The 24,279-nt window shown below is 41.6% G+C and carries 23 protein-coding genes and 2 pseudogenes; 12 read left to right on the top strand and 13 right to left on the bottom strand.

What is annotated here, in order from left to right:
- Positions 1-16 precede the first annotated feature (16 nt).
- Positions 17-2,560, bottom strand: a complete 2,544-nt coding sequence (gene glgP / locus FZF08_RS15435) for an alpha-glucan family phosphorylase (protein WP_159470257.1) — start codon at positions 2,558-2,560, stop codon at positions 17-19.
- A gap of 490 nt (positions 2,561-3,050) precedes the next feature.
- Between glgP and FZF08_RS15430 the strand changes: the two genes are divergently transcribed.
- The 5 genes from FZF08_RS15430 (at position 3,051) to FZF08_RS15410 (ending at position 9,363) form a co-directional block, all read left to right on the top strand.
- Positions 3,051-4,085 carry a class I fructose-bisphosphate aldolase gene (locus tag FZF08_RS15430; protein ID WP_229216549.1) on the top strand — a complete coding sequence of 345 codons (1,035 nt, stop codon included), beginning with the start codon at positions 3,051-3,053 and terminating at the stop codon, positions 4,083-4,085.
- Between the two features lie 380 nt (positions 4,086-4,465).
- Complete coding sequence (locus tag FZF08_RS15425) at positions 4,466-5,107, top strand: HAD family hydrolase (protein ID WP_159470255.1); 642 nt, start codon at positions 4,466-4,468, stop codon at positions 5,105-5,107.
- A gap of 102 nt (positions 5,108-5,209) precedes the next feature.
- Positions 5,210-5,782, top strand: a complete 573-nt coding sequence (locus FZF08_RS15420; RefSeq protein ID WP_159470253.1) for a DUF6134 family protein — start codon at positions 5,210-5,212, stop codon at positions 5,780-5,782.
- A gap of 797 nt (positions 5,783-6,579) precedes the next feature.
- Positions 6,580-8,094, top strand: coding sequence for a reverse transcriptase domain-containing protein (locus FZF08_RS15415; RefSeq protein WP_159470251.1), 1,515 nt, complete (start codon positions 6,580-6,582; stop codon positions 8,092-8,094).
- A gap of 561 nt (positions 8,095-8,655) precedes the next feature.
- Positions 8,656-9,363 carry an Abi family protein gene (locus FZF08_RS15410; RefSeq protein WP_159470249.1) on the top strand — a complete coding sequence of 236 codons (708 nt, stop codon included), beginning with the start codon at positions 8,656-8,658 and terminating at the stop codon, positions 9,361-9,363.
- A gap of 46 nt (positions 9,364-9,409) precedes the next feature.
- Here the strand turns inward: FZF08_RS15410 and pgm are convergent, their stop codons facing one another.
- The 12 genes and pseudogenes from pgm to FZF08_RS15350 form a co-directional block, all read right to left on the bottom strand.
- Complete coding sequence (pgm, locus tag FZF08_RS15405) at positions 9,410-11,056, bottom strand: phosphoglucomutase (alpha-D-glucose-1,6-bisphosphate-dependent) (RefSeq protein WP_159470247.1); 1,647 nt, start codon at positions 11,054-11,056, stop codon at positions 9,410-9,412.
- A 34-nt stretch (positions 11,057-11,090) separates the two neighbouring features.
- Positions 11,091-11,315 (bottom strand): SHOCT domain-containing protein, encoded by a 225-nt coding sequence (locus tag FZF08_RS15400; RefSeq protein WP_159470245.1) that lies wholly within the window; start codon positions 11,313-11,315, stop codon positions 11,091-11,093.
- A gap of 68 nt (positions 11,316-11,383) precedes the next feature.
- Positions 11,384-12,058, bottom strand: coding sequence for a BON domain-containing protein (locus FZF08_RS15395; RefSeq protein WP_159470243.1), 675 nt, complete (start codon positions 12,056-12,058; stop codon positions 11,384-11,386).
- A 106-nt stretch (positions 12,059-12,164) separates the two neighbouring features.
- Positions 12,165-12,572 carry a hypothetical protein gene (locus FZF08_RS15390; RefSeq protein WP_159470242.1) on the bottom strand — a complete coding sequence of 136 codons (408 nt, stop codon included), beginning with the start codon at positions 12,570-12,572 and terminating at the stop codon, positions 12,165-12,167.
- A 56-nt stretch (positions 12,573-12,628) separates the two neighbouring features.
- Positions 12,629-13,702, bottom strand: coding sequence for a zinc-dependent alcohol dehydrogenase family protein (locus FZF08_RS15385; protein ID WP_200837098.1), 1,074 nt, complete (start codon positions 13,700-13,702; stop codon positions 12,629-12,631).
- Positions 13,703-13,712: 10 nt separating this feature from the next.
- A complete protein-coding gene (locus tag FZF08_RS15380; RefSeq protein WP_159470240.1) occupies positions 13,713-14,255 on the bottom strand; it encodes an HdeD family acid-resistance protein in 543 nt (180 codons plus the stop codon).
- A 29-nt stretch (positions 14,256-14,284) separates the two neighbouring features.
- On the bottom strand, positions 14,285-14,785 hold the full coding sequence (locus FZF08_RS15375) for a hypothetical protein (RefSeq protein ID WP_159470238.1): 501 nt from the start codon (positions 14,783-14,785) through the stop codon (positions 14,285-14,287).
- 56 nt (positions 14,786-14,841) lie between these two features.
- Positions 14,842-15,654, bottom strand: coding sequence for a DUF1269 domain-containing protein (locus FZF08_RS15370; protein ID WP_159470236.1), 813 nt, complete (start codon positions 15,652-15,654; stop codon positions 14,842-14,844).
- A gap of 40 nt (positions 15,655-15,694) precedes the next feature.
- Entirely contained in the window at positions 15,695-16,441 is a 747-nt protein-coding gene (locus tag FZF08_RS15365; RefSeq protein WP_159470234.1) for an SDR family NAD(P)-dependent oxidoreductase, read from the bottom strand.
- 31 nt (positions 16,442-16,472) lie between these two features.
- Complete coding sequence (locus tag FZF08_RS15360) at positions 16,473-16,946, bottom strand: Dps family protein (protein ID WP_159470232.1); 474 nt, start codon at positions 16,944-16,946, stop codon at positions 16,473-16,475.
- A gap of 251 nt (positions 16,947-17,197) precedes the next feature.
- Positions 17,198-17,596 (bottom strand): heme-binding protein, encoded by a 399-nt coding sequence (locus FZF08_RS15355; protein ID WP_159470231.1) that lies wholly within the window; start codon positions 17,594-17,596, stop codon positions 17,198-17,200.
- Between the two features lie 69 nt (positions 17,597-17,665).
- A pseudogene (locus FZF08_RS15350) lies at positions 17,666-17,854 on the bottom strand (BON domain-containing protein); the annotation flags it as partial.
- 50 nt (positions 17,855-17,904) lie between these two features.
- Here FZF08_RS15350 and FZF08_RS15345 point away from each other — a divergent pair.
- From FZF08_RS15345 to FZF08_RS15315, 7 genes and pseudogenes are all read left to right on the top strand, one after another.
- Positions 17,905-19,137, top strand: a pseudogene (locus FZF08_RS15345) (IS3 family transposase).
- Between the two features lie 265 nt (positions 19,138-19,402).
- Positions 19,403-20,071, top strand: a complete 669-nt coding sequence (locus FZF08_RS15340) for an AraC family ligand binding domain-containing protein (protein ID WP_159470229.1) — start codon at positions 19,403-19,405, stop codon at positions 20,069-20,071.
- A 9-nt stretch (positions 20,072-20,080) separates the two neighbouring features.
- Positions 20,081-20,308, top strand: a complete 228-nt coding sequence (locus tag FZF08_RS32310) for a helix-turn-helix domain-containing protein (RefSeq protein WP_409012660.1) — start codon at positions 20,081-20,083, stop codon at positions 20,306-20,308.
- A gap of 764 nt (positions 20,309-21,072) precedes the next feature.
- Positions 21,073-21,723, top strand: a complete 651-nt coding sequence (locus FZF08_RS15330; RefSeq protein WP_159470225.1) for a response regulator transcription factor — start codon at positions 21,073-21,075, stop codon at positions 21,721-21,723.
- A gap of 103 nt (positions 21,724-21,826) precedes the next feature.
- Positions 21,827-22,048, top strand: coding sequence for a response regulator transcription factor (locus tag FZF08_RS15325; RefSeq protein WP_159470223.1), 222 nt, complete (start codon positions 21,827-21,829; stop codon positions 22,046-22,048).
- 66 nt (positions 22,049-22,114) lie between these two features.
- Positions 22,115-23,236 carry a hypothetical protein gene (locus tag FZF08_RS15320; RefSeq protein WP_229216547.1) on the top strand — a complete coding sequence of 374 codons (1,122 nt, stop codon included), beginning with the start codon at positions 22,115-22,117 and terminating at the stop codon, positions 23,234-23,236.
- A gap of 88 nt (positions 23,237-23,324) precedes the next feature.
- A complete protein-coding gene (locus FZF08_RS15315; RefSeq protein WP_159470219.1) occupies positions 23,325-24,260 on the top strand; it encodes a hypothetical protein in 936 nt (311 codons plus the stop codon).
- The last annotated feature ends 19 nt before the right edge of the window (positions 24,261-24,279 follow it).

Below are 24,279 nucleotides of genomic sequence, written 5' to 3'. Positions count from 1 at the left end.
TGATTAGTCGGCCTAATCAATGCTGCCAGAAAATCAGTTCGTCCTCGAGCGGCACCTGAATATTTTCATAAGACGGAATGATCCTTATCGTATAATCTGATTTTGGCCTGCTGCCGGCAAAATTTACCGTGAATGCAGTGCCATCATTCGCCTGTTCCTTTGGTTCGGGAAGCATTTTTACAATTTCTGATTCCAGCCCATTGTTTTCTTCTGCATACATTTCAACAGACACTTCACTGGCATTTATTCCATTCAGCTGAACCACCACCCGGCACTGATAACCGTTGGCAACATTTTCAATCTGCAATATTCCTGCACTGATCCCCAGCCATTTTCTATCAAGATCTTGTTTTACGGTCACCATCCTGACTCCCGCCGCACCATTTTCGGCGGCACGGTTTAAAAAATTGACTGCTGCCGGCAAATAATACTGCTCCGTATATTCCCTTACGGTACGGTTTGCAGAAAACCTCGGCGTAAGTTGCGACATACTTTTCCGTACCCTTTCGATCCAGCGCACAGGCAGGCCGGACTCATTACGTGCATAAAATTCAGGAACGATCTGGTTCTCCAGCAGCCCATACAAAGTATTCGCTTCGGTAGCGTCCCAACCGGCATCCTCGCCGTGTTCAGCCCGGTCGCCTATGGCCCAGCCAACTTCATCGGTATATGCCTCGTCCCACCATCCGTCAAGCTCCGACAAGTTCAGCCCTCCATTCACCAGCACTTTCATACCGCTGGTGCCGGATGCTTCCCAGGGCCTCCTGGGTGTGTTTACCCACACATCCGCCCCTTGCACAAGCTGCTCTGCCAGCAGGACGTCGTAGTCGATCAGGAAAACGACGTGCTTATATAATTTATGCTTACTGACAAACTGCACCCACTGCTGTATCAATGCCTTACCGGTTTCATCGTACGGAGGTGCCTTACCGGCAATGACCAGCTGCACGGGATGGTCAGGATTGGTAAGTATGCGAATAAACCGTTCCTCGTCGTGCAGTAAGAGGTTGGGACGTTTGTAAGCCACAAAGCGACGTGCAAAACCAAGCGTAAGTGTGTCGGGATCAAAAGCATCTTTGGCAATTTCCAGATTTTCAGCAGGTTCACCGGCTACACTCATTTGTTTTTCAAGCCTTTTTCGGGTATTGTTCACAAGATCAGTGCGACAGGTGGTACGCATCTGCCAAAGCATTTCATCGGAAATAGCATCCAGGCCGTCGTGCATTTCCTGTAAATCCCCTCTCCATCTGTCTTTTCCACATGCCTTGGTCCAGATCATATCAGAAGATTCGGAATCCCAGGTAGGCATGTGTACGCCGTTGGTAACATGCCCCACCGGTACCTCATGCTGCGGCCAGCGCGGAAAAAGATTTTGAAAAAGATTCCTGCTTACCTGGCCATGCAAACGACTTACTCCGTTGACAGCCCCGCTTCCATGAATAGCCAGATAGGCCATATTAAAACTTTCTGAGCTATTGTTAGGATCCTGCCGGCCCAATGCCATTAAATGGTTAAATTCGATCTGTAATTCTTCCGAAGCATAAGGTCCCAAAAACTTCTCCATTAAAGCCGGGCTGAAATGATCAAAACCTGCCGCTACGGCCGTGTGGGTCGTAAACAAATTTCCGGCTCGCGTTACAGCCAGCGCCACATCAAAGGACACTTCTGCTGTTTTCATAAAATCCCTTGCGCGTTGCAGTATCATAAAAGCGGCGTGGCCTTCATTCATGTGACAAACCTGAGGATTCAGGTTCAGTGCCATTAACAACTTCCAGCCGCCAATCCCCAGAATGATTTCCTGTTGAATCCGCAACTCATTACCTCCTCCATACACCTGACTTGTTATATTACGGTGAACCGGCAGGTTGACCATATCATTGGTATCGAGCAGGTAAAGCTTTACCCCTCCTACCTGCACCTGCCAGGTCCTGAGCCATACGGTAAATCCCGCCAGTGTCACTTCCAACCTCAGCCATTCGCCGTTGGGAAGGCGCAGCGGAATCACGGGCAGTTGCCCTGGATCATTAAAAGGGAACAACGCCTGCTGCATACCGTTTTCATCAATCTGCTGGCGAAAATAGCCCTGCTGATAAAGAAGGCCTATGGCTGTCACCGGCAGACCCAGATCACTTGCAGATTTTAACTGATCACCAGCTACATTGCCCAGCCCTCCTACATAAATAGGTAAGGCTTCGCTGAGCATAAACTCCATACTGAAATATGCAATGCAGCTGAGCGGAGCATCCGTATGGGCCTGCTGAAACCAGGATGGCGTTTTCTCCGAAAGCTGCTTCTGACTGACAAGCTCATCCATTTTCGTCTGAAAAGCTTTGTCTCTCAATTTTTGTTCGAGATGCTCCCGGGAAACGGTTTTCAGCATGATCCAGGGATTCTGCGTGAGTTCCCAAAGTTCAGCATCCAGCTGCCGCCATAAGTCATCAGCCGCATGGTCCCAGTTCCATCGCAGATCCAGGGCCAGCCTGGCAAGCGTTCGTATCCCTTCTATATCGGATGGCAAAAAGCCATATAATCCTCTGTTGTTATTTTCCTGTTCTTCCATGAAAGTAGTATCTGGAATTTCTGTTTTTGTTGTTTATTAAGCTGGGCTAGAATCAAATCGTGATTCTGTATTCATGAGCCGGAAAACGGGTATCGATAGGTGCTGACGTTTTTTGTGGTCTTTCATGCTATGAAGTCATTTCTGTAATGATATCGTTACTGCGCTACCTTTCTTAATCAATTATATTAATGTAAAAGTCGTCAGCTTCCCGTCCCGATTTGTTACACACACAGCAAGAAAAGTTGCAAAAATCACTGATTTTCAAGGACGTAATCTTTTCCTGCCATGATCAATGTGAAGTCAAAAAAACCTCTACTATGACGGACATACAAAACACCAGGATTGAATTAAACCTGTGATAAATACAACTTTCAGAAAAACTTTCGTAACAACCAGCAGCAAAAATCGCGTGACCTTTATGCCAGGTGTAATAACACTTTAATATCTAATTGAAGAATTCAAATACGCTCATCAAAAAATATAAGCCGATATGAATAACACAATGGAAAGTATCCTGACCAATACGGCTCATGCGCTCATGGCAGACGGAAAGGGATTGCTCGCAATGGATGAAAGTTCACCAACCTGTAATAAACGATTTGCTATATACGATATCCAGCAAACGCCGGAGAAGCGACGTGATTACAGGGAACTGCTCGTAACTGCGCCGGGACTTGGTAAATACATCAGCGGAGCAATTTTATATGAGGAAACAGTTCAGCAATTAACGTCAAAAGGCGAAAAATTTGTTGATGTCCTCAATCGTGCCGGCATCATTCCCGGTATAAAAGTAGATACCGGAGCCGTTGATCTGGTCAATTTTCCTGGTGAAAAAATCACCGAAGGCCTCGATGGTTTACCTGCCAGACTGGTTGATTTTGCGAGCTCAGGACTACGTTTTGCAAAATGGCGCGGCGTCTTTTCTATTGGAGAGGGGATCCCGACAGATGAATGTATTGAAGCAAATACGCAATCACTGGCCAGGTATGCCGCCTTGTGCCAGCAAGCCGGGCTGGTTCCGATTGTTGAACCGGAAGTGCTGATGGAAGGAAACCACAGTCTTGATGAATGCTCCAAGGTGACCGAAAGGGTATTGAAAAGCCTTTTTTATCAATTGTACAAACAGCGGGTTTTACTGGAAGCGTTGATACTCAAACCGAATATGGTTTTGCCTGGTCTTGACTGCAAGGACCAGAAAAGTGTTGAGAAAACGGCGGATGCAACGATAGAATGTCTGAAACGCTGCGTCCCTGCCGCAGTACCCGGCGTCGCCTTTTTGTCGGGTGGCCAAAATGGTGCGTTAGCCTCTGAAAGATTGAATCAGATGAATTTCAAATATGGCTCCAGACTTCCGTGGCCTGTAACATTCTCCTTTTCCAGAGCCATACAACTTCCTGCCCTGGAATGCTGGAAAGGCGAAGCCGAAAATACCGTAGCCGCCCAGAACCTATTGCTCTACAAGGCCAAATGTAACAGTCTTGCCAGAAAAGGACAGTATGCCGCAGACACAAAAACTGTTGTATAACTCTTTTTGGGCTGTGCTTGGATCATAGTGGGTGGACTACTTTGGCTAAACGAAAATACCTGCCTTGCGACTGGGATCGGCCTTATGCAAATTAGGGAATCGGCTTGCTCAGCACCGTTAAAACAAAAAACTGTTTGACGACGGTAGGAGGAGCGGTCCGCCGTGCGGTTTTTTTTGTTTAGGTGATGAGCGAGTCGATTCCCGTTAAGATTTGCATACAGCCTTGACTTTTTTTACGGTCCGCCGCGCGGTTACTTTTTTGTGTCAAGACAAAAAAGTAAAATCCTAGTTGGAGCCATAAAGTTACTCAATTTACCAATTTTAAGTCACACACTATAAGCCACTTAGAACTTCTTTCCTTTCACCTCACAAATCAGAAAATGCATCATCAAACACCAAAATCTAAAATTAAGGCATTGTTTCTGGACATTGGAGGCGTGCTGATTTCCAATGGCTGGCAACACCAGTCGAGATACAAAGCGATTGAAAAATTCGGGCTGAATAAACAGAAGGTTGAAGCACGCCATAAACTGGTTTTTGAAACATACGAATCGGGCAACATCACGCATGACGAGTATCTGGACTGGGTTATTTTTTATGAACCCCGTACATTTTCAAAGCAGGAATTCACGGAATTTATGTTCACGCAGTCGGTTGCCATTGCGGGAAGTATTGATTTTTTTAAAGAGATCAAACAAGAATATCGGCTTAAAGTATTTGCCGTGAGCAACGAAGGAAGAGAGCTGAATGCATACAGGATCAAACATTTCAAACTGGACGAGCTTTTTGACGGATATATCTCTTCCTGTTATGTACATCTGCACAAGCCGGATAAGTCCATGCTCAAACTGGCCTGTGATGTCTCCCAGACTTTACCAGAAAATGCGCTCTATATTGACGACGGCAAGCTTTTGACTGAAATTGCAGACAGTTTGGGTTTTCAGACTTTGCATTTTCAATCACTTCAAAATACGAAAACGCTGATTAAAACTTTCCTATTTCAACGGGGCGCTGATACCTAAACGACAATAAGCCCCGAACGATCCTGTGCGCAATTTTCGCCGTTGGATTTTCAAATTAACTTACAAATAATGAAAGTTAGCTTTATTTTTTTACTCCTCTGCATGACCCTTTCCGCTGCAAAGAGCCAGGTCAGGCCGGACACCCTTCATTATGATGTGGTGCTATCGGGCGCGAACGTAGGAAAAATGCTGGCCATACGCGAGGAAGCGCAGGACGGTAAAACTCAATATACCCTCATCAGCGACGTGAATGTTAATCTCCTGGTTTTCAAAGTAAAGGTATATTATGTGGTAAAAAGCATGTACGAAAATGATGTGCTGCAATCCGCAACGGTAGATACGAAGACAAACAAAGGCGTTTTTCAAACCCGGATCAGCAAAGAAAAGGATTTGTACGTGATCAAAGCGCATCAATACCGGCATGACCTGGAAACCACATTACCTGCTCCGATAGACTATTCAGTAGCCAAAGCATTTTTCAATGAGCCCACCCGGCAAGATCAGGTTTTTGGTGAATATCTGGGCGACTATCTTCACATTATCCCTCAATCCCAGGGCGTTTACGTATTTGAAATGCAAAAGCAGCATGATCAATATACCTACAAAAATGGCCGTGTAAATCAGGTTGAAAAGAAGTTTAAGTTTATGAATTATGTGATTAGGCGTGTTGATTAGTGTGTATGGCGGCTCGTTGATTCTGGTGTTGCTGGAATGGGATGCGGATTTTGTATTCTTAAATAATCCTTCCAATATAAAAATAAGGTTACGAGAATTTCAATTACAATACTTAACAATAAACCTTATCATGAATTATATTATAGGGCTGCATTTGTTATTGGCGGGTGGCTTTCGGCAATCGACAAGGTAGCCTCTTTATAACTTCTTTTCTTTGACAAGTCTAACAGCTGATAGCCGACTACAGACAGAACAACATAAAAAATCGCAATAATATCCAATAATATCGTCAAAAATATTGCAATCCTGGGGTCGATTGATTATACTTGTCGAAATAGCTAAAATTTGGATCGATTTACAAGTCAGCCATCGCCCACAGAGCAAAATCTGACAGAGCAGTTGGTCAAACAACACAATAAGAATACACTGAAATTGATAACGAATATTTACAAATAAAGATTTTGGGGGCAGAAGGTCGGAATGATACGTTTAACTTTAATAAACCACGTCTAAGATTTACGTTAGCTGGGAAGGTAAATACCAATTTCCAAATAATCTTGAAAGAGAATTATTGAGGAAAGAGTTAACAACAGTTTCATACCTGTTGATACCATGAGGTTGCTTCTGCGTAATAATTTATTGAACATATTTAACGTGTTTATGAATTTAACTATAAAGATAACAATTTCTATACCTGAAAAGAGTAGTGTTGCAATAGCCTTGTATTAGGTAAAAGCTTCGAATGAGCCTGTACATTTTAAACCTGCTACTATTAATCTGCCCCCATTTTATTACCTATGGATACGGAAAACTGGTTTAAACTTAAAAAATATCCACACATTGGCTTACCCATCACAGCATCTGATTATGACTGGGTTAAAGAATACGTATATAATAAAGATAAAATCAGAACTCATAGTTTCCTACCTCTTATTCACAAATGTATTTCACAACGTAAATTCCGCCCTGACAAATTAATAAATGACAAAACTAAAACTAATAGAAGGTACAGAATAAAAGACAAAAAAGATAGGAATATATATTTTGCATCACATATTGATTCTTTAATATTTTCATACTACAACAGTATTTTAGTTGAAGCATATGAACAGTATATAGAAAATAAAAATTTTAATGAATCTGTGGTCGCGTATAGAAAAATTGCGCTTTTTAAGGATTCGAAAAATAACAAATGCAATATTGACTTCGCAAAGACAGTATTTGAGTTTATTAAACAAAATGATTCAAATAAATTATCAGTTGTCGTTGCTGACGTTACTTCTTTCTTTGACAATTTAGACCACAAAATAATTAAAAGAAAATGGTCCGAAATTCTAAATGAATATACGTTACCATTAGACCATTACAATATATTCAAAACGCTAACACGGATAAAATACATTGAAGGTGAACAGTTGTTTAATAGTTATAGCAGAACTATGATTGTGGAACGTGGAATTCCTAATAATTCAAAAAAAACGGAATTTAAAAGAATTGAAATCGAAAAGGCACAATACTTTAAAGAAAAAAACGCTGTTGCATACTGTGAAAAGAATGATTTCATAAAAAAAAATTTGAATTTAATTGTTTCAAAAAACAATACTGTGGGCATACCACAGGGAAGTCCAATTAGTGCGACCTTAGCCAATGTTTATATGTTGGACTTTGACCAAATCGTATTTAATAAAATAAATGCAATAGGAGGATTTTATCAGAGATATAGTGATGATTTAGTTGTTGTTTGTGAACAGCAATATGAAGACGAAATAATTAATACAATTCGAGAGACTATTGCAGATAAAAAAATAGCAGGTCTAGAAATCCAATCAAAAAAAACAAAAGTTTATAGGTTTGAAATTATTAGCGAAAAATTTATAGGGTTCGAGATTGACGAAAAAACAAAATTACCCAATTTCAATCGCACACTTGAATACTTGGGTTTTTCCTTTGATGGACAAAAAGTTTTGGTAAAATCAGCTGGTTTTTCTAAATTCTATCGTTCAATGATAAAATCTTTTAAAAAATCGGCTTCACTTGCAAAAAATAGTAAGAACCCAGATAAAAAAATATTCAAATCGAGACTTTTTAAACGATTTACACACATTGGTGCAAAAAGAAAATTAATTTATAGACCGTCAAAAATAGATAAAACAAAGTACGTTAAAAGCAAAGAGTATAATTGGGGAAATTATTTAAGCTATATCTACAAAGCAGATAATACTATGAAAGACTTAAATAAATTGGAATCAATAAAGAAGCAAAGTCGCAAGCTTTGGAAAAACTTCAACCGATTATTGAAAATATACCAATAAGCTAATTAAAATATAATCGATCAAAAAAAACACGACTCAAATTGGTTCTGCGTTATAGGGTGCGGACGTCTTTGGAATCAAATTCACTAGTTCGATTTTTCTTTACATAAGGCTGGACACCCCGTTGTGCGTAATATTCCTTCAAAACTGCACACTCATGATATTGGACCGTTTGTAACGGTCTTAAGCTAAATAAAGAATCATGGTATAGATTGCAAGTAATGAACTCCTTAAATACTGACGCCATTATGACAAAAAAAACGGGAGACCTTATTGTGATTATGCGGATTTCAAACTATTAAAAACAGTAAAGCATCCAGATTCGCAGCCTACGCGGCCCGGTTTTAAACTACGTATAACGCGGGAAACGCTATTCTGACCCTGGATTATCCATGCACGTTAGCCGCAAGACCACGACGACAGAGATCAACAATAAAAAAAGACCCATCATTTCTGACAGGTCTTAGTCTTTAACTTGGTTACGTTATCCGGGGACAAGAGGCTTGACCAAGCATCACACCGCAAAAATAACTATATTTACTGAATCGACAAACTAAAAAAATGAAATTCAGCGACTTTGAACAATATTTTTCGGCAGCAAGAGTAAATCGCTATTTACTTGCAACGGCCAACTCGACAAGCAAGGCCGTTAAGCTATACAAAGCTAATCTTAAAATTTCACAAGCATTTCACCCCATACTTGGAGTCTTTGAAGTTATTTTGCGAAATAGACTCAATGACATCTTGACTTCTCACTTTACAGACCCCGACTGGATAATTAATCAGAAAGCAGGTTTTATGTCTGATCCTTCCTTAACATTTACATACAAACGTACAGGGAAACAAAAAACGAATGATTTTCTTAGGAGAGAAATCAATAAGGCAGAGAAGCGCCTTCAAAAGACAAGAACACCAGTTACAAGCGGTAAAATCATTGCAGAGCAAACTCTAGGCTTTTGGACTGATCTATTTGAAGTTCACAATTATCGTTTATTAAGAGGTAAACCCATACAAATATTTCACTCCTTACCAGCTGGATACGGACGAAAAGAAGTAAATGAAGAATTGGATAAAGTCAGACGTTTCCGAAACAGGGTTTACCACAATGAACCAGTTTGCTTTAACGGTAACAATGTAGACTTTACAGAGACATTAGAAGTCCACAAATCAATAACCAACCTGCTGACTTGGATTGACCCAGAAATCATAAAGCTAATTTCTGACTTAGACAAAGTTAAAGAGACCATCGACAAAGCGAAGCAAATATAGGAGCCCATCCACTAACACGGGTTGCGTCAGCCGGATTGAAGTGTAATCACCCATCCCCAATCATCCCATCAACCATCCCCTGCGCCTCCACCAAAATCTGTCTCAAATGCGTTTCACTTTCAAAGCTTTCTGCGTAGATTTTATAGATTTCTTCGGTACCGGAAGGGCGTGCGGCGAACCAGCCGTTTGGGGTACTCACTTTCAGTCCGCCAATGGAGGCGCCGTTGCCTGGCGCGTTGGTGATCATGGAAGTAATATTCTCTCCTGCCAACTGTTTTTGATCAAACTGGTCTGCCGTGATCTTAGCCAGTAACTGTTTTTGCGCAGTCGTTGCCACGGCTTCGATCCGGTCATAATAGGAAGTCCCGAGGGCACTACTTAGTCCATCGTATAGCTCACCCGGATCCTGTTTTGTAACGGACATAATCTCTGCGGATAACAACGCGGCAATTATCCCATCTTTGTCTGTGGTCCATACTTCCCCATTCTTCCGGGCAAAGGACGCCCCTGCACTTTCTTCACCGCAAAAGCCGAGTGAGCCATCCAGCAGCCCATCCGCATACCATTTAAAACCAACCGGCACTTCGTAAACGTTTCTGCCGAGCCTTGCCGAAACGCGGTCTATCATCTGGCTGCTTACCACCGTTTTACCCACCATAAATTTCGCTGGCCATTGCGGTCTGTGCTTAAAAAGATAGTCGACCATCACCGACAGATAATGGTTTGGGGGAATTAAACCTGCTTTCCTGGTCACGATACCATGCCGGTCGTAATCCGTGTCACAGGCAACGGAAATATCGAATTTATCTTTTAACCCGATCAGGTTTTGCATGGCGTATTCAGAGGACGGATCCATGCGTATCTGTCCGTCCCAGTCCACAGGCATAAAAGCAAATGTCGGATCAGGCGTTTTGTTAAAAACAGTCACGTTTAATCCATATCGTTCGGCAATCGGTTCCCAGTAATGCATACCTGCCCCACCCAGCGCATCGACGCCTATTTTTAATCCTGAATGGGCAATAGCCTCCATGTCGATGATGTTGCCCAGATCGCCAACGTAGGTGTTCAGATAGTCGTACCGGTGTGTGGAAGATGTATGCAGTGCTTCGGCAAGCGGAATTCTTTTTACCCCTTTCAGTTTGGCACGCAGTATTTCGTTTGCCTTGTTTTCTATCCAGGTCGTGACTGTGCCGGATGCAGGCCCACCGGACGGTGGATTGTATTTGAATCCGCCATCACCAGGTGGATTGTGTGACGGCGTTATGATAATTCCGTCAGCAAAACCTGAACTTCGTCCTTTATTATAAGTCAGAATGGCGTGGGAAACGGCAGGCGTTGGCGTAAATTCGTCGTCCTGAGAAATCATGACCTGCACGCCGTTTGCCGCCAAAACTTCCATCGCCGTAGAAAACGCCGGGACAGACAAGGCATGTGTATCCATACCCATAAACAAAGGACCATCCGTTTTTTGCTCCGCCCGAAACAGGCAAATGGCCTGACAAATAGCCAGAATATGCCATTCGTTGAATGTGTTTTTCAATGAAGTGCCCCGGTGTCCGGAAGTGCCGAAAACCACTTTTTCTTCCGGATTTTCAGCGTCCGGAATTCCTGTATAATAGGCAGCAACGAGCCCTGGAATGCTGGCCAGCATCCAGGGCTCAGCTGGTTTTCCTGCAAACGAACTGATTTTCATTTTGATAAAGTTTCCCGTTGAGTAAAATCAGACTTTATTTGGCCAGGTCATTCGTCAGGGTAGCTTTTGCTTCCTGATATTCCACGTTCGTTATTTTACCCGCTGCAAACCTCTTTTGCAGAATATCCAGCGGAGACGAAATCGTTCTTCTTTGGCCCGGAATATCATAGGGCGTAGCAAATATCCAGAAAAGCAGGATCATCCAGGCAATCCACCAAAACATGTGCATGCCCCAGAAACTATATTCGTTGTAAAACATAATGTTTGATTTTAGTTGGTATAAATCTTAAAAAAAACGAGAAGGTTTCCCCTCCCGTTCTTTGGCTTTCAATCAACAAGCGAATAATCATATTCCACAAGCAGTTCATTGTCAACGCTCACTACTCCGGGCGCATTCCAGGCGATACGGCCCGCTTCGTCTTTCTGATACCAGGAATCCACAGTGCCGGTTAAAGTTACCTTCGTACCAACAACTTTTACATGAATATCCTGTTTGCTGATGGACCAGTTACGTCCCAATGCGCTCTCGATACCCATTTTCTCAATCTCGTCGTGTACTTCCGTATTGATGGTGATCAGGTTGGATATTCCTTTTATGCCAGCAAGCTTTTTGATCAGCCTTTCAGCAGCCTCACGCTGATAATTCCACTCCACTGCCCCTTCGAGCGTAATCCAGCCATTTTCGACTTTTACCTTCACTTTGTCGTTGGGAATTTCCCAGTTCCATTTGTAAGCGTTCAGTACCTCATTGGCCAGATCGTTGTCGTCGCGGTTGTACAGGTTGCTGTATGTTTTGATCTCAATTTCTTCAACAACCACTTTTACACCTGTCACTCTTTTCGCGGCAGCTTCTGCTTCTGATTTTTTGGCATAACTGTCCACTGTTCCCGAAAGTGTGATAACACCATCTTTGGCGGTAACGCCTATTTCCGCCGCTTTCAATAATGGTTCCCATTTGATAGCATCCTGAACGTCTTTCTGCAATTCTTCATTGGTTTTCATAATCATTGTATTTACAGGTAATTGTGTTATTACCAGGGTAAAGGTCAGTAATCTCAGGGCTGATAACTTACATTCTTAAGGCCAAGAGTTGTATCAATCACTGTTTTCAGTGCGTCTTTTGTGGATGTTCCCTTTGCTGCTCCAAGGATTTAATTTCTGTTTTCTCCCATTTAATATCCTGACGGACAAGGCCAAACAAACTCATGTAAATATTGGCTATCCATACAAGGGAAAATCCAGCGATCAGATATCCCCGCCAGTCGGTCATCAATAAATGATAATCCGTTAAAAAAATAAAGAATATGGTTACGTAATGGCTGAAACAGTATTCGCAGGTAAACAGATAAAAGAATTTGCGTTCAAGGAGTGATTTCCCTGAAATGCTCCTTTTCAAACAATATTCTCTGGGCTCACGAAAAACCTCTTCGTGGGTCACCGTCCATGCGACACAGGCAATGGGTATCGCCAGAAAAAACAGCCAGAGAATTTGTAAATGGATTGTCAAATTATTCATGGGATAAGTCGTGGGTGCTACATTAAAAGTGGTTACGAAAAGTATATGCAAACGATTTACATCACCAGAACGGCGGCTCCCTGTAATCTGCCGGCACGGAGATCATCCAGAGCCTCGTTGGCTTCTTCAAGCGCATACTGCGTTGTTTTCGTTTTGACCTTCACCTTAGAGGCAACTGCCAGAAATTCAGTAGCATCTTTGCGAGTCAGGTTAGCTACTGAACGCAGGGTCCTTTCTTCCCAAAGGATATCGTAAGGAAATGACGGAATATCACTCATATGAATGCGGCCGCAAACCACGCTCCCACCCTTATCAATATCCTTTAGTGCTTTGGGAACAAGTTCACCAGCAGAGGCAAAAATAATGGCGGCGTCAAGGATTTCGGGAGCGGAATCACCGGAGCCACCTGCCCACACAGCACCCAGCTCCTTAGCGAAAGCCTGAGCCTTCACATCACCATCCCTGGTGAAAGCGTAAATCTCCTTTTCATCATAACCGGCAACCTGGGCCAGAATGTGAGCAGCTGCACCAAAACCGTAAATTCCTATTCGCTGTGCGTGTTGTCCCGTCATTTTGTAAGAACGGTACCCGATCAGTCCGGCACACATCAGCGGCGCTCCTGACGGATTAGCATATACGGGATCGATTTTAAAACAAAAATTCTCAAATGCTACGGTATATTCCGCAAATCCGCCGTCCATGGTGTAACCCGTAAAAAGTGCATTTTCGCAAAGGTTTTCCTGGTCTTTCAAACAATAGCGGCAATATCCACAGGTGTAACCCAGCCAGGGAATACCCACGATGTCGCCTGGCTGATGCATCGATGCCTCTGCTCCTACCTTCACGACGGTGCCTATGATTTCATGACCGGGTATCAAGGGAAGCTTCGGATGCTGCAATTCACTGTCCATGATGTGCAAGTCTGTCCGGCAAACTCCGCAGGCGATGATTTTCACCAGCACCTGATGTTCGGACGGAACCGGAAGCGGAAGTCCTTTGCATACAAGCGGCTCTCCTTGTTTTTCCATCACCATGGCGCGCATGGTTTTTGGTAATAACAATTCTTTGTAGTCGACGGGATCAATTCTTTCAGGATCGGCGCGGACGAATGGATTTGGCAGATTGATCATAAGACGGTTATCATTTGAATTTGAATGCCAGTACCAGCCTGAATAAACCAATGACAAGGAATGCCAAACCCGTAAAAGTTACAATGGTCATACCTGCAAAAACGGGGTTTCGAAGCAGCATAAAGGAAAAAATCAAACCACCGATCCCTAAAAATAACAGCCAGCCCCAACCTTTGATTCCACTGAATTGGAAGGAAACGCCAATGGCCATCATCGAACGGAACATCAACCCGAACCCAACATAAAATGGCAATACCTGAGCCGTGATCAAGGGATTGGCGATCAGCATGATACCCAAAAGCAGATCGAAAATACCTCCGGCCAGTACCCAGCCACGGTTGCCGGATTTTGGGCTCGAAGCAGCCGAGAAAATCTCGAAAATGCCGTTAGCCAGGAAGGTTATACTAAAAATGACTGACAAGGCCAGGTAACTCTCTGCCGGTGTGATCAGTACCCAGATTCCGATCAGGATAAATAATGATCCCAGTAAAAAGGATATCCAGCTCGGCTTGATGGCATACGGTGCCTGCGGTAAAACTTGGGTTGTTTCCATAATTATTTTTTGATTTTAATGGTTGCTTATTACTTCACATTATCCTTGAAAAGATCTTTTACAGCACCTCCAAGCTCATCCATATCATGCTTGAACTCACGTTTAAAAGACTCTTTTTTTGTTTCCACCGAAGCATCAAACTTATCGATACTTGCTTCAAATTCGGTATTTTTCGCTTCCAGTTTCATTTTTTGTCCGTCCAACTTTTTCTCCACGTTTTGTAGATCAGCCTCGAGCTTTATCTTTTCTTTCTTGTTTGCCTTTTCAATCTTCTTTTTAAATCTAGTCGTCTGGTTTTTCATTGCCACAATTTCACTGTCAGACTTCATCGTGAAACTCTGCCAATCTGATTTGGCTTTCAATTTTGCTGCTTCATTTGCATCCACAGCAGCTTCTTTAAGATCAGTATTTGCCTCTTTCAAGTTTTCATTGGTATCTTTCACGTCCTTTTTGGCTGCATCTCCACAGCTCATGATGAATAAAACGGAAAAAAGATAAGCTGCGAACGTAATATTTTTTATATTTTTCATTTTTTGTAGTGATTTTAAAGGGTGTAAACTATACTGGCTTTTCCAGCATGATTATATTAAATCAGGGCTTCAACCAGCTCTCTGTTTAACTTGGTAAGCTTGTCTTCCTGCCTTGAAATCCTACGTTTAATCAGATTTACCTCAGCATCTCTGGCAGCTTCACTGATATGCGTTTCAAACCGTTGTATATTAGATTTCACTTCATTGACTGTTTCACTTGCTTTATCTTTAATGCCAGTCAGCACTTTTTTCCCTTTCTTCTCACAATCCGCAATTTTGAGTTTTCTCTTTTCTTTCAGCGCAGCAATTTTCTCCTCGGTCTTCTGCTTTAAATCACCTGCTGATTTTTTTAGCTCTGCCCGGCCTTCTGCGATTTCATCATCAAGCTCATCTATTTTTTCGCTTACAAAATGGCCGTACGCGAAATCAACATCGCTTCTGCTCACTGCAGCACCTAATTTTTTCATAGCGTTATCAACGATCAAATTGCTATTGTCGTCGACTTCTGCAATAATGGAAACAGTTCCGGCACTTACCCCGCCTTCAAGTTTTGATATAAAATCCGCTTCAAAATTATCCTCACGGATTTCAGAAACCAGGCCAATTGCGCCTCCTGTATACAGTCCGATCACAAAACCCAAGGGGCCGGCAAGTATTCCAAAGATGCTTCCTACCGCCATCCCCGTCAGCGTTTGCCATCCCTGAAAACCATCCTGGTTTAGTATTTCGTACTGGCCATTTTCTTTTTTACGGACCATGGTTTTTTCGTAGATGGTGATATCCCCGTAGGATTCCAGTTCACTAAGACGGTTCAGAGCCTCAATAGCTTTTGTTTCCTGCATAAAGGAAACGACAATTATTTGTGACATTTTTTATGATTTAAATGTGTTTCGAAAGTTTTTAAAGACCTTAGGCCATCACCCCGCCATCCAGGATGATCTGCGTTCCATTACAATAGCTGGAATCGTCACAGGCCAGATAAATAAAAGCCTTTGCCACCTCCGAGGCCTTCCCTAGTCTTTTAGACGGTGTTCCCTCGATCCAGGCCTGATGGACCTGATCAGGAGCGGCGCTAAGCAAAGGTGTTTCGATGTAATATGGACAGATCGCATTTGCGCGTATATTTTGTGTTGCATACTGAACGGCAATATTTTTTGTAAGGCCAAGCACGCCATGTTTGGCCGCTGTGTATGGTACCAAACCATGCTCTGCTTTCAATCCACCCAGCGATGACATGTTTACAATAACGCCGCCGCCCTGTTTTAAAAATTGCTGTAATTCATATTTTACACAGTAAAATTGTCCTGTCAAATTAATAGCAATCACCCTGTCCCATACCGCTTCCGGCATATCATGAATGCCTGAATAAGGAGCGCCAATACCCGCATTATTAAAAGCAACGTCCAATCTTCCAAATCTTTCCACAGTAGCATTGATTGCCGCTTTAACACTCTCGACATCAGAGACATCAATGGGTACAAAAAGGCAAGGCGCGTCCAGGTCTGAGATCTCCTGCATGGTCTGTTTATGATCGCTGTCCGCAAGGTCGGCTACGACGATGGTTGCTCCTTCCTTTGCGGCTTCAATTGCGGCCGCTTTACCGATACCGGAATTTCCTCCGGTGATAAACACCACTTTACTTTGTAACTTTTTCATTTCAAAAATCTGAGAACGCCTCGTGAAAGATTTATTTTAAATGTGACCTTAACACCCAGGCCATATTTTCATGTTTTTCCAGAATATCTTTGATAAAATCACCTGCTGCTGCGTCCTTAAATTCGCTTGTAAAACGATGCGCGTTTTCCTTGCAATGGATAACGATACTGTCATGGTCTGAGAGCAATTCTTTGATGTAAGCTGAGCTGTCGTTCTGATCTGGCGCAACTTCCGTTAAATGCGTGATTTCCAGAAAATATTTTAGCGAAGCCGGTGCATAATGTTCCATTGTGCGTATCCTTTTGGCAATGCTGTCAATGATCGCGGTCAGCTGATTAGCCTGTTCATCAAATAGTTTTTCCCGCTCATAAAAATGAGTATCCTCCATGTTCCAGTAAGCATTCCTGGTTTTGGTATATAAAACCTGTTCATCTGCGAACAGTTTTAGCAATTCAGTTGCAATAGCCTGGCTGTTTGCTTCTGCAATTTTAATATTCGATTCCATATTTGTTGGTTAATTTAAATTTCCGGTAGTCGGAACTATTGGTTATAGATATGTTGATGGGCGAACGTTTTGACATGGAAACATCACAGATAATACATGACTATCTTCCATATACGCAAAACCATACAACGCTTTTTCTTCACAGATTTCGTTGAAATTTTATTTTTCATGACTAGCTTTTCACAACCATGTAAAGATTGGTTTATCCTCAATGTGAAATGTTACACAAGCGTGTGAAAAAGTTACATCAATCACAGAATTGGCGCATCGAATCCAGTTGCTTGTGTGTGAATTGCGTCAACATCAACGAGGATTTCATTTCTTCGTCCAACGATCTGATATCGAGAATTATGTTGCAGACAACGAAAATAACCGGATTGTAAAATTGCGTTTTGAAACAGAATGTTTTCCAATTTATCCTTGTAAAATTCGACGACACGCGGAGAAGCGTATCCACCAAATTCCAGTAAGGCAACCAGTTTATTTTCTGAACCTGTCGGTTGGCTGTAAGACCTGATTTCCAATTCATTATCTATCCGAACAACTTTATAGTTTGAAGATATCGTGTTACAGCGAAAAACGCCCAGGTACAATTGAAACACCGTAAAGAAACCGCTGAAGATTAAAATAATAATCATGCGTGTTTTCATCACATTGGTTGGTTAATGTATCAAAAAAAAGAAGCGAGCTTTAAATACAGCTGGCTTCTTTCCATATAGTTAATAAGCATAATCGATTTCAAGCTCGCTTTTCACAGCTTCAACACCGGGCGCATTCCAGGCGATGCGTCCGCATTCGTCTTTTTGATACAACGAATGAACCGTGCCACTTAAAGTGACCATGTTGCCGGAAACTTTAATCTTTACTTCATCGTCATCAATGGAAGCATTTCGCTCAATTGGACTTGCTACCTTTAAGCGGACATCGAGTTAAGGGAAACTTTTATAACTTAACACTTATGTCTGGAAAAAGAAGAGTATTTGATAAGGAGTTCAAACTGATGAGCGTTGAACTGAGCGGTCCGCCGCGCGGCAATAACCGTACGGACCTTAATGCACTGGCAAAAGAATTGGATGTTCCACCGGCAATGCTGTACCGCTGGCGCAGAGAGTTTTCTACGAAACAAAATGGTAGTTTTCCTGGAAATGGAAAGGTAATTTTGAGCGAGCAGGAGTTGGCGCGGTTGAAAAAGGAGCTGCGTGAAACTCAAATGGAGCGCGACATTTTTAAAAAGGCTATAAGCATTTTCTCCAGGAGCGATGGCAAATATTCGGGTTCATAAAGGATCACCGGAAATTATTTCCCATTGAGAAAATGTGTTCAGTTTTTAAGGTAAGCAGGAGTAGGTTTTATACCTGGCTAAGCGAAGGATTGTCGAATACGTCCGTTGAAAACCAGATTCTTACAGAGAAAATAAGGGCTATTTATGGTAAAAGTAAACAAACATATGGAAGCCCTAGGGTCACTCGTGAGTTGATTAAGCAGAATGTAAAAGTGTCTCGCCCAAGGGTTGCCAGACTGATGAAAAAAGCAAAAATAAGGAGTATAGTTAAAAGAAAATTCCGTGTCACAACAGATTCTGAGCATAAATATCCGGTTGTGGAAAACAAGCTTAACAGGCAATTCAAAGTGGACACAATAGCAACTGCATGGGTGTCTGACATCACTTATATTAAGACGATACAAGGCTGGTTATATCTCACTATCATACTGGATTTAGCTGATAGGAGAGTAATTGGATGGGCGCTTAGTTCAACTATGAAAGCCATTGATACTGTGATCCCTGCATGGAAAATGGCTCAGAAAAACCGAAATATAACGTCTGAGTTAATTTTCCATCGCACCGGCGACCCGGTCCGATAGAGGAATTCAATATGCTTGCAATGAATTTAAAAGCTTGTTGGATAAAAATCCATTGGTGATAAGAAGTATGACGGGGCGGCCCGGCGGCAGAAAAGGGAATTGTTGGGATAATGCGGTTGCAGAGAGCTTTTTCAAAACTTTAAAAACGGAATGTTTTTATCAAAATAAGTTTATAAATAAGCAGCAGGCGGCAGTAATTGTATTCGAATATATTGAGACTTGGCGGCCGCCGCTGCGGTATAATAGAAAAAGACTGCATTCAGCACTGGGATATATGTCTCCAACAGAATTTGAAGAAAATTTAAATAAACAGAAAATCGCAGCTTAACCATTTGTCCGCTTAACTATTGCAATTCCAGTCGTATTTTTAAATGAAGATTACACGCTTCCTGATTATTTCGAACACGAAAATTCGGAATTTACATTTGTAATGAAGCCGGGTGCAGACATTCTTGATAGTTTAAATCAATACTCAGAAAATAAAACAATGGCAGATTACAGTGCAGTTTATATCGCGGGTTACATACCAATGGTAACCGGACTGCGAAAAATCTTTAAAAAGAATCCATATCTTAACGCGAAAATTTTTGCTCATGGCTTCTGGACTTAACATTAAAGGAATGTCTGAAAAAATACCCATTTATCAGTTCGATGAATTAATGGAGAAGGGATCTGACATTTTCATCTGTAATTTTCTGGCAGAAGAAATTTTTCAATATGCCATCGAAGCTTCTGTGCCTCATCGGCACGGCCATTATTGCTGCTTTTTTGTTGAAAAAGGGAATCTTGATTTCATGATCGACTTCCAACTTGTGCTCATCAAAAAACAATCGATACTGATTTCCTATCCGGGGCAAGTGCATGAAGTTGTGAAACATCAGACAGGCAACGGCTGGGTTTTGGCATTTTACGCCAAACTGGTGAATGAAAACGCAAGGCTGATCATAGAAGAATCGCTTACAAAAGTGGCGCTTATAGATTTAAATGATGAAGAAAATGACTGGTTCAAAAAGCTTTTTGAGCTAATAAATTCTGTCATCAATACAGAAAAACAAGCCATGTTTCAACCGCAGCTAATAAGGTCCTTGCTGGATTCTTTTATTTACCAGGCTTCCATTTTATATCAATTACAGGAGAATACACGCATTCAGGAACACTCATCCAGAAATATTGACATTACCAAAAAGTTGCGCCAGCTCTTGCAGAAAAACTTTAAAACCATAAAGAAGCCTTCCGAGTGCGCTGAGAAAATGAATTTTTAGGTAAGTTACCTGAACGATACGGCAAAAGCGGTGACAGGATTTCCACTAACTTATTTTATACAACAAGAAGTAATTAATAAAGCGCAACGATTATTGTACTATTCAGAAATGAGTATTAAAGAAATTGCTTATACCCTGGGTTATGAAGATGATAAATATTTCATCCGCTTGTTTGGAAAAAGCACGGGCTCTTCGCCAGCCGTTTTCCGGAAAAACAAAGCAACTCGGTCTTGGTAAGAAATTCACCCTTATTTAACTTTTGAAAAACCAAAACAGCTTACCGTTTAATAATATTACCAAACAAAATGGTCTTTTCCCCTACGGGTATTATTTCAAAAAGGTAAAGAAATTTTAATCTGTCAGACATAAATCGTGTCCGAATAAAAATGTATCGAAAAAATTTCGCGTTGAAAATACTTTAATCGCTTATAAAATAAATTTTATCCAATAAGTGATTTTTCAAACTCCCTCTACAAATCTTTTAAGGAAATACGAATGTATCCTTTCTATCAAATAAAGGATTTGAGATCGTTACCTTTATCAAAGAAATATGCATTATTTCAAGTAAAAATTTATATATACATTTTCTGACTTCTTCTTCTTCAAAATATGCCGGATTAAATCTAGGTTTACTTCTTGAAAAACAGAATCTTTGAATTCTTATATACTGAAATTTCCCAGCAACTTCCTGATTCCTTTTTTATCTTACTTCAATTACCAAACTTCCACTCAACGTATATACTATTAAGTAAGTTTATACCATTAAGGGTATTACTTGACTGAAAAATTCGCAAAATAATTTTTCATAAATCTGATAGTGAGATATATAGCTTTTACAGCTTCTATTGTATCTGGTTCTTTACTTCTTAATGACTTTTTAATGTGAAAATGTCGGCTCAACATGCGAAATTGGCATACCGGATAATAACAGGTACTATTCTCAGCATTGACAGTAAGACTCATAATGCTACCTTTGAACAGTAAATAATTACTCGACAAGTATGGAACACTTCATCGCACATACGTTTCTTGTACATCCACATCCATTGGAATGTGAGGCCGTAGCAGATTGGCTGCGTAAAATAACCTATGTTGAATTGGTAGGCAAAGGAAGCTCACTCGAACATCTTATCCAGCTTCCATATATCAAAGACATTGACGTTATAGTTGTATTTGCACATCAGACTGTAAACCTGGCTGAAAAGATCCTGAAAATCCGAAAACTGCATCCTAGGCTAAAATTTCTGCTTTTGGCACCAAGTCCGTCAACTGAATCAGTAAGAGAAATCGTCCGTTCCGGTGTGAGTGGCTACATTGTTTTTGAATCGGAATTACACGAATGGGAGCTTGCTTTCCGAGCTGTTTCGCAGGGAAGAGTTTATTACGGACAAGAGGTGATGTTAAGGCTCGCGGAAAGTTCGGTTGAACCATTTATAGTGGAACCTGAACCTACAACGAAAGATTTTTTAAGTAAAAGAGAGGTTGAGATTTTAAGACTTGTTGCTAATGAGTATACAACAACACGCATTGCCAGTGAGCTGTGTATCAGCGACAAAACAGTAGAAAGCCACCGCAGAAACCTGTTTCAAAAACTTGGTGTAAAAAATTCGGTAGGTCTGACCAAAATAGCTGTCAGAATGGGCGTTGTCTAATTTTCAGAAAAAAAACGTCGTGGAAAACCCTTAAAACCGCGCAAAAATCAAAAGTAAATATCAGGGTATTTGCAGATGAATTTCAGGGTATCTGCCGATTGAAATGGCGTTTGTAAGGTTGCAACTTTGTCTAAGTGTTTTACTTATGGAACTGACAAAGCGCGAACAGGAAATTTTAGACCTCATTATGGAGGAGCTCAGCTCGAAGCAGATTGCTGAAAAGCTGGAAGTAAGTATTTCTACCGTTGAAACATACAGGCGCAGCCTGTTCAGAAAATTTGGAGTACGTACTGTTATCGGGCTGGTGAAAGCGGCCATGAAATAAATAACTAACCGGCGAATTAAGAGTATGGCGAAATTTCAGCACTTGGCAGTAAATTGGGTCGATGGAATGAAAATATCCCGACAACACTTTGTCGAAACGGATCATTACCATACCGAACAAGTCCGCCAGATGCAGGCAGCGACGTTAACGACATATAATTACGGGCTTTTAGCAGACAAAGACGGTAGCGAATCTTTACAAATACAAATCCTGGGAGATGCCAGTCAGCAGATAAGAATTAAAATAAGTCATTGTTTTGCGATAACGCCCGATGGCAGCCTGATTGAAATTAACCAAAAAAATGAACTGATAGCTGATACTTCACTTGGTGTGATATTCGCAAAAAATCATTTACAATCAAATCAGAATCATACGTTTTACATCGTCGTCAGTGTTGATTTATTTGAAAGAACATTTTTTGGCAGTCCGGTGGAAAATGAAATTCCAATGCGCCATCCCTACACTTTGCCTGGATACAGTGTAAATGTGGTTCCTGCTGAAACGATCAACAATCATCAATGGTCCGGTCCTAATCTGATCGTTGGAAAAATAGAATATAACAATGCCGAATTGAAGGTTATAAACGAATATATTCCGGCATCAGGAACGATCAAAAGTCATCAGGGATTAAAGGATTGGTATAATCGTTTTGGTACATATTTAAATGATATTGAAACATATTCATTTCGTATTGTTCAGAAAATCAAGACAAAAAGCCAAAAAAGCCCTTTGTCTGACAGCATACAGATAATGGTTGAAAGGCTGATCAATGTACTCGTTACAAACAACGCAGTATTTCACAGACTTACACCTTATCAGACACCGCTGGAAATGATTGTCCTGATGATACAACTGGTACAAAGTATCCGTGCATCGCTGGAATCCCTTACCGATCGTGAAAAGGAAGAAGTTCTGGGTTATTTGGGAGAATGGGCGGAAGAGTCGCCTGGCGGACTTGAAAAGCGGATTTTGAACATGATTCAGGTACCTTATGATCATAATGAAATAACTTCCAGCTTTAAAATAACGGACAACTTTTTTAGTATCTGGACAGCCTTGTTTTTAAAATTAAGCCAACTGGAATTTATAGGGAAACGGAAAGGACAACAGGTTTTTATTATTGAAAGCCCGGTCCACGAAACACCCGTTCAACCCGAAAAGCACAAATCCAGATGGAGCCCTCTTTGATACAGTGATTTTGAAAAAGAATTGTTTTTGAAGATCCGGCGGACAGTAAATCCGTCGACAGGATAACTATGTACTAAATATTATTAAAATGGAGCCGGTTAATAAAAACCAGAGAAAATCCGCGATCGGAAAGTTCATTGGCCATTACGCACTTTCACTCAGTTTCCCTGTGCTTGCTGTGTACCTGCTCCTGCGTGTGCCTGGGTCTGTAACGGAATCCGAGGCTAATCTTTACAAGAAAATCGTGCAGGAACAATCTCCATTGCTGGTTGATACGGATACATTAAGCCAGATTTCACGCAAACTTATTCAGCAGGACGGAATTTACAGCAGCGCAACTGATGAGATGGCGAAAGCAACGGCGCGCACCCAGCTCGTAGCTATTGAAAGCCGGATTAATTCGATCCTGAGCCACTTTAATATACTTGCCGCTTCTGCCAAAAGTGAACAAAACAGGAGACTTTCGAGCGGAGTCGCAAAACTAACGGAAGCACTTGTTACTTACCGGCAAACCATAAGCGAACTCAGACGCACACTCGATAGCAAAGGAATTGACATGCAGGTAGTTAATGACCTAAGAAGCCAGATTAATATGAAAGATCTGGAAATAAAAGGAATGGAACGTCAACTCATGGCCGGAGCAGGCGGCGGAGGAGGTGGCGGAGCTGATCCCGCAAAAGAATTGCAGGCGAAACTGGCGGCTGCACAAAAAGATCTTGACAACTGCCGCTCGTCGAAATCAGGAGTCGGCGGATCGGATGCAACAGCAATACAAAAACAACTGGACGAATGTCTTTCTGCCAAAGCAGGAACCGGTGTGACCTATCGTGAATGGCTGCGGTATTCAGAAGCCGAAGGTTATTATCAATTGCTAACGCAGGGAAATCTTCGTAAAAACGACAGAAAAGTATATTACGATCAGGCCAAACAGATTTTTGATGGTCTTCAGCTTTCAACCAATAATAAAGAAATGAAATCCAAAGCACTCGAAAGACTGATCGGATTACAGAAAAACCAGCCCTAGTAACAAATTCACAAACTCC

It is taken from the genome of Dyadobacter sp. 3J3 (assembly GCF_009801115.1).
GTDB lineage: Bacteria > Bacteroidota > Bacteroidia > Cytophagales > Spirosomataceae > Dyadobacter.
Note: the sequence above shows the minus strand (reverse complement) of the source record. Positions and strands in the feature narration are given on the sequence as shown.